Annotated in this window: 12 protein-coding genes; 6 read left to right on the top strand and 6 right to left on the bottom strand. The window is 64.4% G+C overall.

Features of this window, described 5'->3' with window-relative positions; all coding sequences use genetic code 11:
• Positions 1 to 67 precede the first annotated feature (67 nt).
• From ACIPUD_RS02765 to ACIPUD_RS02750, 4 genes are all read left to right on the top strand, one after another.
• Entirely contained in the window at positions 68 to 841 is a 774-nt protein-coding gene (locus tag ACIPUD_RS02765) for an ABC transporter permease (RefSeq protein WP_007601313.1), read from the top strand.
• Positions 838 to 1,623, top strand: coding sequence for an ABC transporter ATP-binding protein (locus ACIPUD_RS02760; RefSeq protein ID WP_018460330.1), 786 nt, complete (start codon positions 838 to 840; stop codon positions 1,621 to 1,623). The genes ACIPUD_RS02765 and ACIPUD_RS02760 overlap by 4 nt, the downstream gene beginning before the upstream one ends.
• Positions 1,616 to 2,848 (top strand): Zn-dependent hydrolase, encoded by a 1,233-nt coding sequence (locus ACIPUD_RS02755; RefSeq protein WP_247475199.1) that lies wholly within the window; start codon positions 1,616 to 1,618, stop codon positions 2,846 to 2,848. Before ACIPUD_RS02760 ends, ACIPUD_RS02755 begins: the two co-directional genes overlap by 8 nt.
• An 859-nt stretch (positions 2,849 to 3,707) precedes the next feature.
• A complete protein-coding gene (locus ACIPUD_RS02750; RefSeq protein WP_026234004.1) occupies positions 3,708 to 4,847 on the top strand; it encodes an MFS transporter in 1,140 nt (379 codons plus the stop codon).
• 6 nt (positions 4,848 to 4,853) lie between these two features.
• Here the strand turns inward: ACIPUD_RS02750 and ACIPUD_RS02745 are convergent, their stop codons facing one another.
• Entirely contained in the window at positions 4,854 to 5,843 is a 990-nt protein-coding gene (locus tag ACIPUD_RS02745) for a Bug family tripartite tricarboxylate transporter substrate binding protein (RefSeq protein ID WP_085349002.1), read from the bottom strand.
• Between the two features lie 288 nt (positions 5,844 to 6,131).
• On the opposite strand from ACIPUD_RS02745, the gene ACIPUD_RS02740 reads away from it, so the two are divergent.
• Positions 6,132 to 8,972, top strand: a complete 2,841-nt coding sequence (locus tag ACIPUD_RS02740) for an ATP-binding protein (RefSeq protein ID WP_247473845.1) — start codon at positions 6,132 to 6,134, stop codon at positions 8,970 to 8,972.
• A 23-nt stretch (positions 8,973 to 8,995) separates the two neighbouring features.
• Here ACIPUD_RS02740 and ACIPUD_RS02735 read toward each other — a convergent pair whose 3' ends face one another.
• From ACIPUD_RS02735 to ACIPUD_RS02725, 3 genes are all read right to left on the bottom strand, one after another.
• On the bottom strand, positions 8,996 to 9,934 hold the full coding sequence (locus tag ACIPUD_RS02735; RefSeq protein WP_446480073.1) for an aldo/keto reductase: 939 nt from the start codon (positions 9,932 to 9,934) through the stop codon (positions 8,996 to 8,998).
• Positions 9,935 to 10,027: 93 nt separating this feature from the next.
• The gene (locus tag ACIPUD_RS02730; protein WP_085361028.1) at positions 10,028 to 11,524 is read right to left on the bottom strand and encodes an MDR family MFS transporter; all 1,497 of its coding nucleotides are present in this window, start codon (positions 11,522 to 11,524) and stop codon (positions 10,028 to 10,030) included.
• Complete coding sequence (locus ACIPUD_RS02725; protein WP_446480072.1) at positions 11,521 to 12,666, bottom strand: HlyD family secretion protein; 1,146 nt, start codon at positions 12,664 to 12,666, stop codon at positions 11,521 to 11,523. Before ACIPUD_RS02725 ends, ACIPUD_RS02730 begins: the two co-directional genes overlap by 4 nt.
• Positions 12,667 to 12,714: 48 nt before the next feature.
• Between ACIPUD_RS02725 and ACIPUD_RS02720 the strand changes: the two genes are divergently transcribed.
• Complete coding sequence (locus tag ACIPUD_RS02720; protein ID WP_231190506.1) at positions 12,715 to 13,443, top strand: TetR/AcrR family transcriptional regulator; 729 nt, start codon at positions 12,715 to 12,717, stop codon at positions 13,441 to 13,443.
• A 49-nt stretch (positions 13,444 to 13,492) separates the two neighbouring features.
• Here ACIPUD_RS02720 and msrA read toward each other — a convergent pair whose 3' ends face one another.
• Together msrA and ACIPUD_RS02710 are read right to left on the bottom strand one after the other, a co-directional pair.
• Positions 13,493 to 14,008 carry a peptide-methionine (S)-S-oxide reductase MsrA gene (gene msrA / locus ACIPUD_RS02715; RefSeq protein WP_026234007.1) on the bottom strand — a complete coding sequence of 172 codons (516 nt, stop codon included), beginning with the start codon at positions 14,006 to 14,008 and terminating at the stop codon, positions 13,493 to 13,495.
• Positions 14,009 to 14,180: 172 nt separating this feature from the next.
• Positions 14,181 to 14,603 carry an OsmC family protein gene (locus ACIPUD_RS02710; protein WP_018460340.1) on the bottom strand — a complete coding sequence of 141 codons (423 nt, stop codon included), beginning with the start codon at positions 14,601 to 14,603 and terminating at the stop codon, positions 14,181 to 14,183.
• Positions 14,604 to 14,697 lie beyond the last annotated feature (94 nt).

The raw sequence follows: 14,697 nt of genomic DNA, 5'->3' as shown, positions 1-14,697 counted from the left end.
CAGGAGCCGCCGGCCCCGTCTCGCCGCGGGGCCGGCAAACTTGTTCACCGCCCGGATAGACAGTTTGATGCGTCCCCTCGATCCCGTGACGTCAAGGCAGCGCGTGGCTTACGGCCTTGCGTTCTTCGTGGTGTTCGTAGCCCTCTGGTCCTGGGCGACCTTCGGCGGCCATGTGTCGAAGGTGTTCCTCGCCAACCCGCTGACCATGGTGCAGGAAGGCGTCGATCTGATCATCAAACAGGGCTTCCTGTTCGACATCGGCATGACGATTTGGCGCGTCGTCGGCGGCTTCGTGCTGGCCGCAATCATCGCGGTGCCGTTCGGCGTGCTGATGGGCGCGTACAAGCCGGTCGAGGCCTTCCTCGAACCGTTCGTTTCCTTTGCGCGCTATTTGCCGGCCTCCGCCTTCATTCCCCTCCTGATCCTGTGGGCAGGCATCGGCGAGCTGCAGAAGCTGCTCGTCATCTTCATCGGCTCGGTGTTCCAGATCATCCTGATGATCGCGGTGACCGTCGGCACCACGCGGCGCGACCTGGTCGAGGCGGCCTATACGCTGGGAGCCAGCGACCGCGGCATCATCCGCCGCGTGCTGTTGCCCTCTTCCGCGCCGGAGATCGCCGAGATCCTGCGGCTGGTGCTGGGCTGGGCCTGGACCTATGTCATCGTCGCCGAACTGATCGGCTCCTCCTCCGGCATCGGCCACATGATCACCGACAGCCAGGCGCTGCTCAACACCGGCCAGATCATCTTCGGCATCATCGTGATCGGGCTGATCGGCCTCGTCTCGGACTTCCTGTTCAAGGCGTTCAACGCGTGGCTGTTTCCCTGGAGGCTCGCATGACGATCCTCAAGATCGAACAGGTCTCGCGAACTTTTCCCGCGCGCCACGGCAACGCGCCAACGAGGGCGCTGGAGCCGACCGACCTTGTGATCGGCAACAACGACTTCGTCACCATCCTCGGCCCTTCCGGCTGCGGCAAGTCCACGCTGCTTCGCATCGTCGCCGGCCTCGATCGCCCGACCGGCGGACGTGTGGTGCTCGACGGACGCGAGGTGACTGGCCCGGGCGCCGACCGCGGCATGGTGTTCCAGTCCTACACGCTGTTTCCCTGGCTGACGGTGCGCGAGAACATCGCCTTCGGCCTTCGCGAGCGCGGCGTGCCCGAGGTGGAGCGAAACAAGGTCGCCGATGCCTTCATCCGCCAGGTCGGTTTGTCCGGCTTCGAGAACCATTGGCCAAAGCAGCTCTCCGGCGGCATGCAGCAGCGCACCGCGATCGCGCGCGCGCTCGCCAATGATCCCAAGATCCTGCTGCTCGACGAGCCCTTCGGCGCGCTCGACAACCAGACCCGCGCCTTGATGCAGGAGATGCTGCTCGGGATCTGGGAGCGCGACCAGAAGACCGTGCTGTTCGTGACCCACGACATCGAGGAAGCGATCTTCCTCGGCAGCCGCGTCATCGTCATGAGCGCGCGTCCCGGCCGCATCAAGGCCGAGATCAATGTGGACCTGCCGCATCCGCGCTCCTACAAGATCAAGACCACGCCCGAATTCGTGCAGTTGAAGGAACGGCTGGTCGAGGAGATCCGCACCGAGGCGTTGAAGGTTGCCGAGCATGCCTAACACCTTTTCACGCGCAAACGGCGAGCGCGTTCTCGCCGATCTCAATGCGCTCCGTGCCATTGGCGCGTACAAGACCGGCGTGCACAAGCCGACCTTCTCCGAGCCGCACAAGCTTTCGCTGGATTGGCTGGTGCAGAAGCTGCCCGACGCAGGCCTCTCCGCCGCGATCGACGGCATCGGCAATGTCTTTGGCACCAGCGCAAAGTCGGGACCCAAGCTGCTCGCGGGATCGCACCTCGAAAGCCAGAACTACGCCGGCTGGCTCGACGGCCCGCTCGGGGTCGTCTACGCGCTCGAAGCGGCCCGCGTGCTCAATGCCGATCCCTCGCTCGAAGGCGCGGTCGAGGTTGCCGCCTGGTGCGACGAGGAAGGACACTTTGGACACTTTCTCGGTTCGCGCTCCTATGTCGGCCAATTGACCGAGACCGACATCGATGCCGCACGCGACCGCACCAGCGGCCGCACCATGCGGGCCGCACTTGCCGACATGGGGCTCGCAGGACGACCACGCATCGCCGCCGAGCCGGGCCGGCACGTCGGATATCTGGAAGCCCATATCGAGCAGGGCGACACGCTCGAAAGCGGTCGCCTTGCGATCGGCGTCGTCACCTCCATCGTCGGCATCTGGCAATACCAGATCAATTTCGTCGGTGAACAGAATCACGCCGGCACGACCCGCATGGCTGCACGGAAGGATGCCGGGCTGGCGCTGGCAAAGTTCTGCGTCGCGATCGACGAGCGTTTCCCCGAGAGCTGCGGCCCGCGCACGGTCTGGACCACCGGCCGCATCACGCTCGATCCGGGCGCACCGAGCATCATTCCGGGTGCGGCCGAAATGCTGTTCCAGATCCGCGACGACGATCCTTCCGTCGTCGCACGGCTGGAAGAACTGCTGCGGAGCATGGCGGACGAGGTCAGCGCGAACGGCCCCTGCACCGTCACCGTGGACAAACTGCGCACCGGTGCGCCGGCCATGATGAACGCGGGCATCCAGGACGCGATCGAAGCCGCGAGCAAGGCCCTGGCCGGCGGACGGTCCATCCGCATGCCCAGCGGCGCCGGCCACGACGCGCAGATGCTGGCGACAATCATGCCCGCGGGCATGCTGTTCGTACCGTCGATCGGCGGCATCAGTCATCACTGGACCGAGAACACCGCCGACGTCGACATCGTCACCGGCGCCCAGGTGTTTGTCGACGCTTGCCGGCGGATACTCGGCGGCTAGAACGATTACAGACACAGCTTCTCATCCTCGCGGCTGATTTCGCCCGAGCTTTGCTTGATCGCTTCACCCTCTTGTCCAAGAGGGCGCAGGGAAGGCCGGGTGCCGGCTGGCACCCGCGGTCCGCTGCGCGAAAAGCACACGCAGGAAAACCGCACAGCAGCATACAGGTGTAGCCAATCACTCGGCCTTCCCTGCGCGATGGTTGGACGGCTTATGCCGTGCTCTCCCGGGAGCCGAGTTCTCTTTGGCCTCCCTCGCCCCAACGAAAGTCACCGGCACCGCGCCGGTTGACGCAGATGCCGCATTCGCCAGGGCTTGACCGTAGCAACGACGGCCAGGACCACACGGTTTTGCCGTACGCACGGCTCGCCATTTCGCCGCAGTTTTTCCAGCCCTGTCGTGGAGCCGAAAACTTACAGACGAGACGAAGCCTAGCAGCGCCGCTCGTCGGAACGCAGCCTTGGGCTCACGGAGAGCAATCCGCCCTGCCCTTGGCCTCTCGCACCCGAACGCTGCCGCGTCCACCGCAAGCCCGGCTCGCGAACATGACGACCACAAGATCGCCCTCAAGGATGAGCCGGGATGGCCAACACATACGCCGTTTCCGAATTTCGGTAAAGCGGAATATTTTCATCAGTGCGGCTTGACACCGGTGCGGGTCGGGCTGTCAAGGTGTTTCGCCCGACGGCGCAGCCCACCGGCGCGCCGAGATGCCGGTGACGAGCCAAAAGGCCTGGTGTCCGCTTGCGGCCGCCCGGGGGCCGCCTGCGACAATCCGAGTCCGCCGCGGACATAAAGACGCGACAATTGCGGGGCTTGTCGATTGCCCCTGCCCTGATTCCCCCTTCCCGGAGTTCCCATGTCTTCTGCCGACAGGCCAGCGACACGCCTTGCGACCAGACTTGCCTTCCTCGTCGCGGGTTTCGGCATGGCGTGTTGGGCACCACTGGTGCCGTTCGCGAAGGCGCGGCTCGCCGTCGACGACGGCATCCTCGGACTGCTCCTGCTCAGCCTCGGCATCGGCTCGGTCGTCGCGATGCTTCTGACCGGCGTGCTGAGTGCGCGCTATGGCAGCAAGCCGATCATCATGGCGGGCGGGATCGGTCTTGCCCTGGTCCTGCCTCTGCTGACAATCGCGAACTCGCCCGCGATGCTGGCGCTGGCACTCCTCGCATTCGGCGCCGCGCTCGGCTCCATCGATGTCGCCATGAACATCCACGCGGTTGAGGTGGAGCGCGCCGCGGGACGTCCGCTGATGTCCGGCTTCCACGCGCTGTTCAGTATCGGCGGCTTCGCCGGGGCCGCGCTCATGACCGCACTGCTCTCGCTGCAACTCGGCGCGCTCGCTTGCACGCTGATCTGCTCCGTCCTGATGCTGATCGCGATGCTTGGGGCCTGGCCGCGGCTGCTTCGCTCCGTGCAGGTGCAGGAAGGACCGCTGTTCGTGCTGCCGCATGGCGCCGTGCTCCTGCTCGCGCTGCTTTGCGCCATCACCTTCCTCGTCGAAGGCGCGATGCTCGATTGGGGCGCGTTGCTCGTCATCGGCGCGGGTCTCGTTTCCGAAGCGCAAGGCGGGATCGGCTACATCGTGTTCTCGGTCGCGATGACGATTGGGCGGCTCGGCGGCGACGCCGTCGTCGCGCGCATCGGAGACCGCACGACATTGTTCTGGGGCAGCCTGATTGCGATCGCGGGTTTCGTGGTCCTGCTCACCGCTCCCGTCGTGGCGGTCGCCATAGGCGGCTTCCTACTCATCGGCCTCGGCGCATCCAACCTCGTGCCGGTGCTGTTCCGCCGAGCGGCGAGGCAGAAGGTGATGCCAACGGGCCTCGCCGTCGCGGCGATCACGACCGCCGGCTACGCCGGCGTTCTCGTGGGCCCCGCCGGTGTCGGCTTCATCGCACGTCTTGGCGGATTGCCGGTGGCGTTCTGGCTCCTGACCGCGCTGATGGGCCTCGTCACGCTGACGGCGCGCATTGTCACGCGCGCCGATGCCTGAGCGGCTTCACAAATTGATCAGCCCGATCGATTTGATCAGGGGCGCGAGGCTTGCGGATGTGGCCTCGACGATGCGCTGGAATTTGTCCGGGCTTGAATCGTTGTCCGGCTCCATGCCCTGGGCGCGATAGCTCGCCAGAAGCGCCCTATCGGCCATGGCGAGCCGCGTCGCCTGCGCGATCCGGTCGATGATCGCATCGTCGGTGTCCTTGGGTGCGAACAGACCGAACCATCCCTCATACCGGATGCCGGGCATGCCGGATTCGACGGCGGTCGGGATCTCCGGCGCGCCGCTCAGCCGCGTTTCGGTGGTGACCGCAAGCAGCCTGACTCTTCCCGCTTGGGCCAGCTGCTGCAATTGAACGGACATGACGGCAATGACGAGCGATATCTGGCCGCTGACGAGGTCGTTGGTCGCCTGCGCGATGCCGCGATAGGGCACGTGGACGATGTCCAGCGCGCCGGCCTGCTGCTTGAAGGATTCGCCGACCAGATGGTTTCCGGTGGCGATCCCCGGCGTGCCATAGGACAGCTTTCCTGGATTGGCTTTCGCATAGGTGATCAACTCGCGCAGGTTTGCGGCAGGCACCGAAGGATTGACGGCGAAAACCAGCGCGCTGTTGATCAGCCGGTAGATGGCGCGGAAATCGCCAACGGAATATCCGGGATTTGCCGCCGTCATGGGAATGATGACCTGCGTGCTGCCGTTGCCGAGCAGCAGCGAATAGCCGTCGGGCTCCTCGCGCGCGACCGCCGCGGTCCCGATGGCGCCGCCCGCGCCGCCGATATATTCGACGAAGGTCGGCCCGAGCAGCGACGGCATCCTGTCCACCCAGGGGCGCGCGATCTGGTCACCCGATCCGCCGGCTCCGTAGGGAATCACCAGGCGAATGGGACGAGACGGATAGTCGGCGGCTTGTCCGTTGCGGGGAAGCGCGGCGAGCGCCGCTGCGCCCGACAACGCGTGCACCAATTGTCGCCGCGTGAAAGAGGCCATGCTGGAAATTCCGGAAGTCGGCAGTCAATGTGGTGGCGGGACCGGCTCCCGGACCATGCCATCGCAGCAATCCGGCATCACAGTCAATGCTCCATCCGGCCGTGCCCCGGCGTCATCGCATTGTTCATGTCGGCCTAACTCTTTATTTCACAAGCATTATTTCGGCGAGCCATCCGTCCGCGCAGGGCTGTCAGCCCTGCCCACTGCTTTCGACCGGTTTACTGTACGCCTCGTTCTGTTAGATCAGAAAGTAATACCTTTTGACTCCCTTCGAGGGGGCGATGGCGCGTGCCAGATCGTAGCGAAGATTCGGCCATTTCCTTTGGGCCATTTCGACTGTTTCCGAAGTCCCGGCTCTTGGAGAAGGAGGGCTCGCCGCTTCATGTCGGCGGCCGCGCGCTCGACATTCTCATCTTCCTTGCCGGACGCCCCGGAGAAGTGGTCGACAAGAGAGAGCTGGTCAAGCGCATCTGGGCCGGCGTCAATGTCGACGAGGGTAGCCTGCGCTTCCATGTCGCAGCGCTACGCAAGGCGCTCGGCGACACCGGCAAGTCGGCGCGTTACGTCGTCAACGTGCCCGGCCGCGGCTATTGCTTTGTCGCCTCGTTCGCTCAAGCAGCTCCTCCGGCCGCCCCGCTCCCGGCCGAAAGCGCCCCTCCCCGCTCCTTGCCCGCTCAGCTCACCAGGATGGTCGGCCGGGAAGGTGTCATCGAGAAGATCTCGAACGGGCTTTCGCTCTATCGCTTCATGACCGTCGTCGGCCCGGGCGGCATCGGCAAGACCTCGGTCGCCGTCACCGTCGGGCATCGCCGCTCCCAGGATTTCGGCGGGCGAGTCTTCTTTGTCGATTTCGGTCCGCTGAGGGATGCCAGTCACATCGCGACCACCATTGCTTCGGCGCTCGGACTGACCATCAGCGCGGAGGATCCGACGCCGGCCCTGCTGACGTTTCTGAAGACCGACCCGGCCCTGCTGATCTTCGACGGTTGCGAACATGTGCTGGATCATTTGGCGCCGCTGGTCGAGCGCATCGTTCGCGAAGCACCGCAGCTTCGTGTTCTCGCAACCAGCCGCGAGTCGTTCCGGAGCGAAGGCGAGCGAATTTTCCGGCTGTTCCCGCTGGACTGTCCGCCCGAGCGCGAAGGGCTTGCTGTCGACGAGGTCCTTGCCTACCCTGCGGCTCAGCTCTTTGTGGAGCGCATTGCGCAGAGCTCGGGCCCGTTCCAGCTCAGCGCGGAAGAGGCCCCCCTCGTCGCGAGCATCTGCCGGCGCCTCGACGGCATCGCGCTGGCAATCGAGCTCGCGGCGGGCCGCGTCAATGCTTACGGCATCGCCGGCACGGCATCCCTGCTCGACAGCCGCTTTTCGCTGCAATGGCGCGGCCGACGCACCGCCGTGCCGCGGCACCAGACACTCGCTGCGGCGCTCGACTGGAGCTACGACCTTCTGCCTGCCGCGGAGAGCGCAACGCTGCGACGCCTGTCGGTCTTCGCCGGGCCTTTCGCGCCGGAGGCGGCTGCGGCGGTCGCGTCGGGTGACGGCCTCAACGCCTCCGAGACCCTCGAAGCAATCGACAGCCTGGTGACCAAGTCTCTGATTTCGCCGTCCGGCTCGCGGACGCTGCGCTATCGGCTGCTCGACACCACGCGCACCTATGCATACGGAAAACTCAACGAGCTCGGCGAAGCCGGGCAGTTCGCGCGGCGTCATGCCGAGCATTTTCGCGATTTATTCCAGCGCGCGGAGGCCGATATTTCGACGCCGCTGCCCGAATGGCTGAGCATGTATGGCGCGGAGCTGGACAATGTGCGCGCGGCGTTGGACTGGGCCTTCGGGCCCGACGGCGAGCCGAAACTCGGGATCGCGCTGACGTCGGCCGCAGTCACGCTGTGGGTGCGTCTTTCGCTGTTCGCGGAATGCCGTGAGCGCAGCAGAACGGCGCTCGCGGCGCTCGGAGACACCGCCGACGACGACCGCATCCGCATGCAGCTGCTGTCGGCGCTCGGATGGTCGCTGATGTATGGCGAGGGCCGCGCGCGCGAGGCGCGGCCGATCCTCGAGACGACCCTCGAGCTGGCTGACAGGCTCGACGACAAGGATTTCCGGCTGCGCGCGCTCTGGGGCTTGTGCATCGACCAGTTCAATAACGGACAGTTCGGCAAGGCCCGTGCGCTCGCCGATCGCTTTGCGAACGCAGCCGCGAACTCGCCCGACAGGACCGATGTCATGCTGGGCGACCGGCTGATGGCCGTCGCGCTGCATTATCTCGGGGATCAGAACGAGGCTCGGCTGCGCATCGACCGGGTCAATGCATCGTTGCATGTGTTGGCGGAGAAGCCGAAAATCTTCCCGCTCGATCTGAGAATATCGACGCAATATTTTCGAGCTCGCATCCTGTGGCTTCAGGGTCTGGCCGATCAGGCTCAGGCCCTCACCGCCAGAAACATCGAGGAAGGCCGCGCCAACGGCCACGCGCTGACATTCTGCAGCGTGCTCGGACAAGCCGCCTGCCCGATCGCCTTCTGGTCCGGCGATTTCGACGCCGCCGAGCGTCACGGCATCGAGCTGCTCGAACACACCGAGCGCCACGCCATCCGGCTGTGGGGCCTGTGGGCACGGGCCTTCAACGCCGCAGTCATGGTCAGGCGCGGCGACGTCACGACCGGCCTGCCGCTGCTGCGCGAGGAGCTCAATCGCGCCGGCGATGCGCGCTTCCTGCCGCGCTTTCTGCCCTTGCTCGGCGAGCTCGCCGCGTGTTCCGGAGAGGCCGACCAGGTCGATCGCGGGCTCGACGTGATCGAGGATGTCCTGACCCGCTGCAACGACCGGCAGGAGCTCTGGTATCTGCCGGAGCTGATCCGCATCAAGGGAGAGTTGATGCTCAGGAACGCCCGGCATTCAGAGGATGCCGAGGCGCGCTTTCGCGAGGCCATGGACATTGCCGTCCAGCAAGGCGCGCGTTTCTGGGAGCTGCGAAGCGCGGTCAGCCTGGCGCGGTACATGATCGGGGCCGGCCAGAGCGCGGAGGCCTTGGCAATTCTGCAACGCGCATGCGGGCCGTTCACCGAGGGCGCCGGCATTGCCGAGATCCGCAGCGCCCACGATCTGATCGAGCAGCTCCGGGCTTGACGAGTCGGCTGACCGGCGCCGATTCATCCGGCCCGCGGAATGAATCCGGGCACGCCGGTCTCGACGACCGTGTTGAACCTGATGTTTGTCGTAATCTGGTCCCTCATCTCTCGCATGGCGTCTTCGGGCAAGGCCGAAATATCGAAGTTTTCCTGGATGCGCCGGGAATTGGTCGAAGTCGTCAGGAAAGCGGTGCCGCGCTGGACGGCCCACGCCAGCGCAATTTGAGCCGGCGTCCTGTGCAAGCGCTCCGCGATGGCAGTGATCACCGGATCGGCTAGCACGTTCGGCTTCATGGCGTGTCCCAGCGCTGCAAACGCCTGCAAGACAATCCCGTGCTCTCGACAGAAGTCGAGCAGGTCCCATTCGGGAAGATACGGATGCGATTCGACTTGCACCATGGCGGGCCTGATCCGCGCGATCGAAACGATCTCGCGCAGCTTGTCCAGGGTGATGTCCGACAGACCGATCGACTTGCAGTGCCCCTCGTCGACGAGGCGCTCCAGCGCCCCCCATGTCTCCGCCAGCGTAACCCCTGAATCATAGATGACCCGACCGTGCTCATCCCTCGGGTCCTGCTCGTCGCCGGGTTGAAAGGCAAAGGGCGTATGGATGATGTAGCAATCGATCTCGTCGAGTTGCAGCCGCCGGCGACTGCCGTCGAAGGCAGGCCTGACCCGTTCCGGCCGATGATTGGTGTTCCATAGCTTCGTCGTAACGAACAGGTCCTTGCGCTGAAGCGTCCCCGCCTTGAATGCCTCCCGCAGCGCATCGCCGACCGCCTCTTCGTTGCGATAGCGCTCCGCGCAATCAAGATGTCGAAATCCGGCCTCCAATGCAGCCTTGGTGGCCCGCCTGGTCACGAGCGGATCCGGAATGAGCGTGCCAAATCCCACCGCGGGAATCGTCCCGGATTGATGAGTTGGAATTCTCGTATAACGAAGCGAATCCGACGTTGTCATGCTGATGCTCCTTTGTTTGCCCTCAGCTCCCTCAAAAGTAAGGGACGAGGTATTCGAAATTGACGATGCGATGTCATTCCACGACTCCAGGCGTTAACCGGTAGGCCGCGGCTTACGGAGAAAAAACACGAGCGGAATCATGACGAGCATGGCGAACATCAGGATCTCGAACTGGTCGATGACCGCGACGGTCGCCGCCTGACGCGTGACCATGCCGTTGAGGGCCGCAAGACCCGGCTTGCCGACCGAGCCCCCGACGTAAGCGGCGACACGATAGGGCGTGAGGTTCTTTGCGAGTGCGACATGCACAGCCTGCGTGTTGGCGTAGAAGAAGAGCTGGACGACCGCGATGCCAATGGTGCTGCCATAGAGGCGCGACAGGTTGATCAGCGCGCTGCCTTCCGGGCGGAGCTTCGGATCGAGCGTGCCGAACGCGGCCCTGGCGAGCGCGGGCAGCAACATGCCGAGACCCGCTCCCTGGAGCAGGCCGGCCTCGACGACCGGCCGCCAATCCATCGCCGGTGAATAGCCAAGCATCAGCCAGTTGGCATAGACCACCAGCGTCATTCCACCCACGAGGAACGGCCGGTAGTCGATCTGCGCCGGGACCAGGCTCGTCAGCACCAGTGCCCCCACCAGCGCGACGCCGCGAGGAACGGTCATGTATCCGGTGGTGTCGACGGGGTAGTTGAGCAATTCCTCCAGCATCGGGGACGTCAAGGCCAGGGTCGGCAGCAGCACGAAGCCAAGCGCGAAGGAGATGACCGTCGAGAGCACGAGATTGCGGTCCCTGAACAGCGCCGTGCGGAGAAAGTGCTCCTTTGTCGTCATGACGTGCACGATGAAGAGATAGAAGCCGAGCACGGAGGCGCCCGCCTCGATCCAGATTTCCGTCGAGGCGAACCATTCGAGGCGCTCCCCGCGGTCGAGCAACATCTGCAACCCGATCATGCCGACGGAGAACGTCGTCAGACCGAAGAAGTCGAAGGACCGGCTCCGCTCCGCCCGCTTCTCGCGGAGCAGCTGAGCCATCGTCAGGAAAATGAAGCCCGTCATCGGCAGGCTGAAATAGAAGATCGAGGGCCAGCCGTAATATTCGCTGAGCCAGCCGCCAATGGCCGGGCCACTGCTGATGCCGAGTAGGGAGCAGACGGTCCACGCCAGGCTCATGCGCGCATGTCGCACCGGCGATGTCGCCTCGAGCAGGATCGCCAGCGAGAGCGGTGCCAGCGGTCCGCTCGCCGCGCCCTGGAGGATTCGCGCCAGCACGAACTGAATCGACGTCGTCGCCAGCGCGTCGAGCGCGAGACCCAACACGAAGATCGTGACGGCGGCCTGATAGACCACCTTCCGACCGTAGCGTCCCGCCAGCCATTGCGTGATCGACATGGTCACGGCGCTCGCCGCGATATACGAGGAAAACACCCAACCGACCTCGTCATTGGCCATCGAGAGCGTCGCCTGAATATGGGGTAGCGCCGCGTTCGGTATCGAGATGTTGACGGCCTGCATGTAGGTCGCCATGAGGGCGGCCGCGGCGATCGCGTGATGACCGCCGGGCGCCGTGGACGATGGGAGGGGCGTACTCATTTGCCCTCCATCGCAAGCGCCGGTTGGAGCAGATGCGCCCAGCTGCGGCGATGGCCTGTATCGACCCGCGCCGTCACGCTGATGCCTGAGAACAGCGGCCGGTTTGGATCGAGATCGTCGAGTTCCAAGCGCACCGGCAATCGCTGGACGACCTTGACCCAGTTTCCCGTCGCATTCTCGGGCGGCAGGAGCGAGAAGTCCGAGCCGGTCCCCGGACTCATGCTGACGATGTGTGCCTTGAACTTGCGATCGGGATAGGCATCGACGTCGATCGTCGCCTCCTGGTCAGGGCGCATATGAGTGAGACCGGTCTCGCGAAAATTCGCCTCGACCCAGACGTGCCGGCTCGACAGCAACGAGAACGTCGGTGCCCCGGCATTGACGAAGCCACCAATCTGGAGATCGTCGACCTTGGTCACGATGCCGTCGTCCGGCGCCGTCACGGTGGCGTAGGAGAGATCCAGCCGCGCACGGTCGAATTGTGCCTTGGCTGCGCGGACTGCCGGATGGCGATCGACATCACCCTCAAGCTCGCCGTTGAGTGCGACGATCGTGGTGGCGATCTGCTGCTCGACCGACGCCACGCGCTGGCGAGCGACCTTGAGATCCGTCTCGGCCCGTTCATAGACCGCGCGTGGCGTGAAGTCGGAGGCAACCAGCATCCTCTTGCGGTCGAATTCGTGCTCGTCGAACGTAGCCGTCTCTTTGGCCGACTGCAGCTCCGCCTGCTGCTGACGGTGGGTCGCCTTGAGGGATTCGATCTGGAGCCGCGCACTTCCGAGGCGCGCCTCGGCCTGGTCGACGGCAATTTGATAAGGCTCCGGGTCGATGCGAAACAGCACCTGCCCCCGCCGGACGCGCTCGTTGTCACGCACGGCTATCTCGACCGCCTGGCCGGAAACGCGCGCGTTGATGGTCACCTTGGCGGCACGCACAAAGGCGTCGTCGGTCGAGACATATTGCTCCTGCGCCAGATAGATGAATGCACCGACCACGGCCACCGCCATCGGCAGCGCAAGCATCAGCGGCCGTCGCAGCCGCTTGCCGAGCCCTGCCCCAAACCATTGGGCGGCTGCCTCGCTCGGGCGGAAGCTGTTGCGAACGCCGAGCCCGCCGGCGATTGGCGCGAAATCGAAACGCATCGGAAGATCCTCGGGTTCAATCTATTTAAATAACGCTCGTTACAAATATTGTACTCCGACGCGGCGATCAAGTCCGCGACCTTGATTTTTATAACGATCCATACAAATATGCGTGTGGAACATGGCAACCGGGGTTCTGACGATATGGCACGGAAAAAGAGCGAAACGACCCCGGCGCGCCGGGGACGCCCACCGGCCTACGACGCAGAGACGGCCTTGAAGCGGGCAACGGAAACGTTCTGGAGGACCGGTTATTCCGGTACCTCCCTGGACAAGGTCGCTGCCGCGACCGGGATGAGTCCGCCGAGCCTCTACGCGGTGTTCGGCAACAAGCATGCGCTCTATCTCGAGGCGCTCGCGCGGTATTGGGAGATCAGCCTTGCCGCGACGCGTGAGGCTCTCGCCGGGGACCATTCCTTGGACGAAGCGCTGATGCTGGCCTATGACGCGGCGCTGTCGATCTACTTTTCCGGCAAGGGAGCCGCACGCGGCTGCTTCGTGGTGGGGACGGCGGTGACCGAAGTCGCAGAAGATGCCGCGATCCGGAGCAGCGTTGCGGCGGGACTGCGCATGATAGATGCCGATTTCGAAGCCCGCTTCCGCCTCGCGCAGGACAAGGGCGAGCTGAAGCGCGACGCCGATCCGGCGGCGCTTGCCATTCTCGCTTCAGCCACGATGCACACCATCGCCATTCGCGCCCGTGCCGGCGCCCGCCGCCCGGAGCTGAGGGAGATGGCCCGAAAAGCGGTCGATGTGATCTGCGGATGCCGGCGATGATCTCGCGGATTTCAGCCATGGCTCTCCCGGGCAATAGCGACGACCAGCTTTAGCCTGCCGCGGCAGCCCCGCGCCGCGGCAACTTCCAGTCGGGGCGGATGAAGTGGCAGGTGTACCCGTCCGGATAGCGTTCGAGATAATCCTGATGCTCCGGCTCGGCTTCCCAGAACTCGCCCGCGGGCGCGACCTCGGTCACGACCTTGCCAGGCCAGAGACCGGACGCCTCAACGTCTGCAATCGTGTCCTTGGCGATCCGCTTCTGCTCGTCGCTGGTATAGAAGATTGCCGAGCGATAGCTCGTGCCCAAATCATTGCCCTGGCGGTTGAGCGTGGTCGGATCGTGGATCTGGAAGAAGAACTCCAGCATGGTCCGAAAGCTGGTCTTGGCGGGATCGAAGGTGATCTCGATCGCTTCGGCATGACCTTCATGGTTGCGGTAGGTGGCATTCTTCACCGCGCCGCCGGTATAGCCGACGCGGGTGGAGACCACGCCCGGTTGCTTGCGGATCAGATCCTGCATGCCCCAGAAGCAGCCTCCGGCCAAAATTGCGCGTTCCGTTGTCATATCTCCACTCCCAATTGATCGGTCTGTCCGTTCTGAACCCGTCGCATCCTATGCTTTCGGCGGCCCAGTCGAAAGCCGGGCATTTGCCCATCCGGTTCCTCTCGTGGAGGCCAAAGCTTCGACGACCTCAGCTTCCCCAAGCAGAACCAGATGGACATAAATTGAGCGCGCCTTACGTCAGCTTCGCGTCGAGCGTGATTGCGGCGTTGAGCACCTTCGACACCGGACAGTTCTTCTCGGCCTCGCCCGCGATCTTGGCGAAACCAGCGTCGTCGAGGTTCGGCACCTTGGCACGTAGCGTCAGCGCCGATTTGCTGATCTTGAAGCCTTTGCCTTCCGGCTCGAGGCTGACCGCAGCTTCAGTCGTGAGCTCGTCCGGCGTGAAGCCGGCGAGTTGCAGGCCGAAGGCCAGCGCCATAGTGAAGCAGCCGGCATGGGCCGCAGCGATCAATTCCTCGGGATTGGTGCCCTTCTCGTTCTCAAAGCGGGTCTTGAACGAATAAGGCGTCGCGGCGAGCACGCCGGATTCGCTCGATAACTGACCAGTGCCATCGCGACCGGTGCCTTTCCAGACCGCTGTTGCCTTGCGGATCATCTCAATTCTCCTGGTTGATTTTTTTAGCACCGGCACTCGGTACGGTACGAAAGCGACATTGGCACGACCGCCTGTCGCCGTTCCAACCGGCCGA

It is taken from the genome of Bradyrhizobium sp. CAR08, assembly GCF_052871955.1.
This window is presented reverse-complemented; position numbering and strand designations above follow the sequence as displayed.

What these genes read in the sequence shown, in the direction of transcription:
- ACIPUD_RS02765 (WP_007601313.1), top strand. Translation starts at nt 68, where the DNA reads ATGCGTCCCCTCGATCCCGTGACGTCAAGGCAGCGCGTGGCTTACGGC.
- ACIPUD_RS02760 (WP_018460330.1), top strand. Translation starts at nt 838, where the DNA reads ATGACGATCCTCAAGATCGAACAGGTCTCGCGAACTTTTCCCGCGCGC.
- ACIPUD_RS02745 (WP_085349002.1), bottom strand. Translation starts at nt 5,843, where the DNA reads ATGGCCTCTTTCACGCGGCGACAATTGGTGCACGCGTTGTCGGGCGCA.
- msrA (WP_026234007.1), bottom strand. Translation starts at nt 14,008, where the DNA reads ATGACAACGGAACGCGCAATTTTGGCCGGAGGCTGCTTCTGGGGCATG.
- ACIPUD_RS02750 (WP_026234004.1), top strand. Translation starts at nt 3,708, where the DNA reads ATGTCTTCTGCCGACAGGCCAGCGACACGCCTTGCGACCAGACTTGCC.
- ACIPUD_RS02725 (WP_446480072.1), bottom strand. Translation starts at nt 12,666, where the DNA reads ATGCGTTTCGATTTCGCGCCAATCGCCGGCGGGCTCGGCGTTCGCAAC.
- ACIPUD_RS02730 (WP_085361028.1), bottom strand. Translation starts at nt 11,524, where the DNA reads ATGAGTACGCCCCTCCCATCGTCCACGGCGCCCGGCGGTCATCACGCG.
- ACIPUD_RS02755 (WP_247475199.1), top strand. Translation starts at nt 1,616, where the DNA reads ATGCCTAACACCTTTTCACGCGCAAACGGCGAGCGCGTTCTCGCCGAT.
- ACIPUD_RS02735 (WP_446480073.1), bottom strand. Translation starts at nt 9,934, where the DNA reads ATGACAACGTCGGATTCGCTTCGTTATACGAGAATTCCAACTCATCAA.
- ACIPUD_RS02710 (WP_018460340.1), bottom strand. Translation starts at nt 14,603, where the DNA reads ATGATCCGCAAGGCAACAGCGGTCTGGAAAGGCACCGGTCGCGATGGC.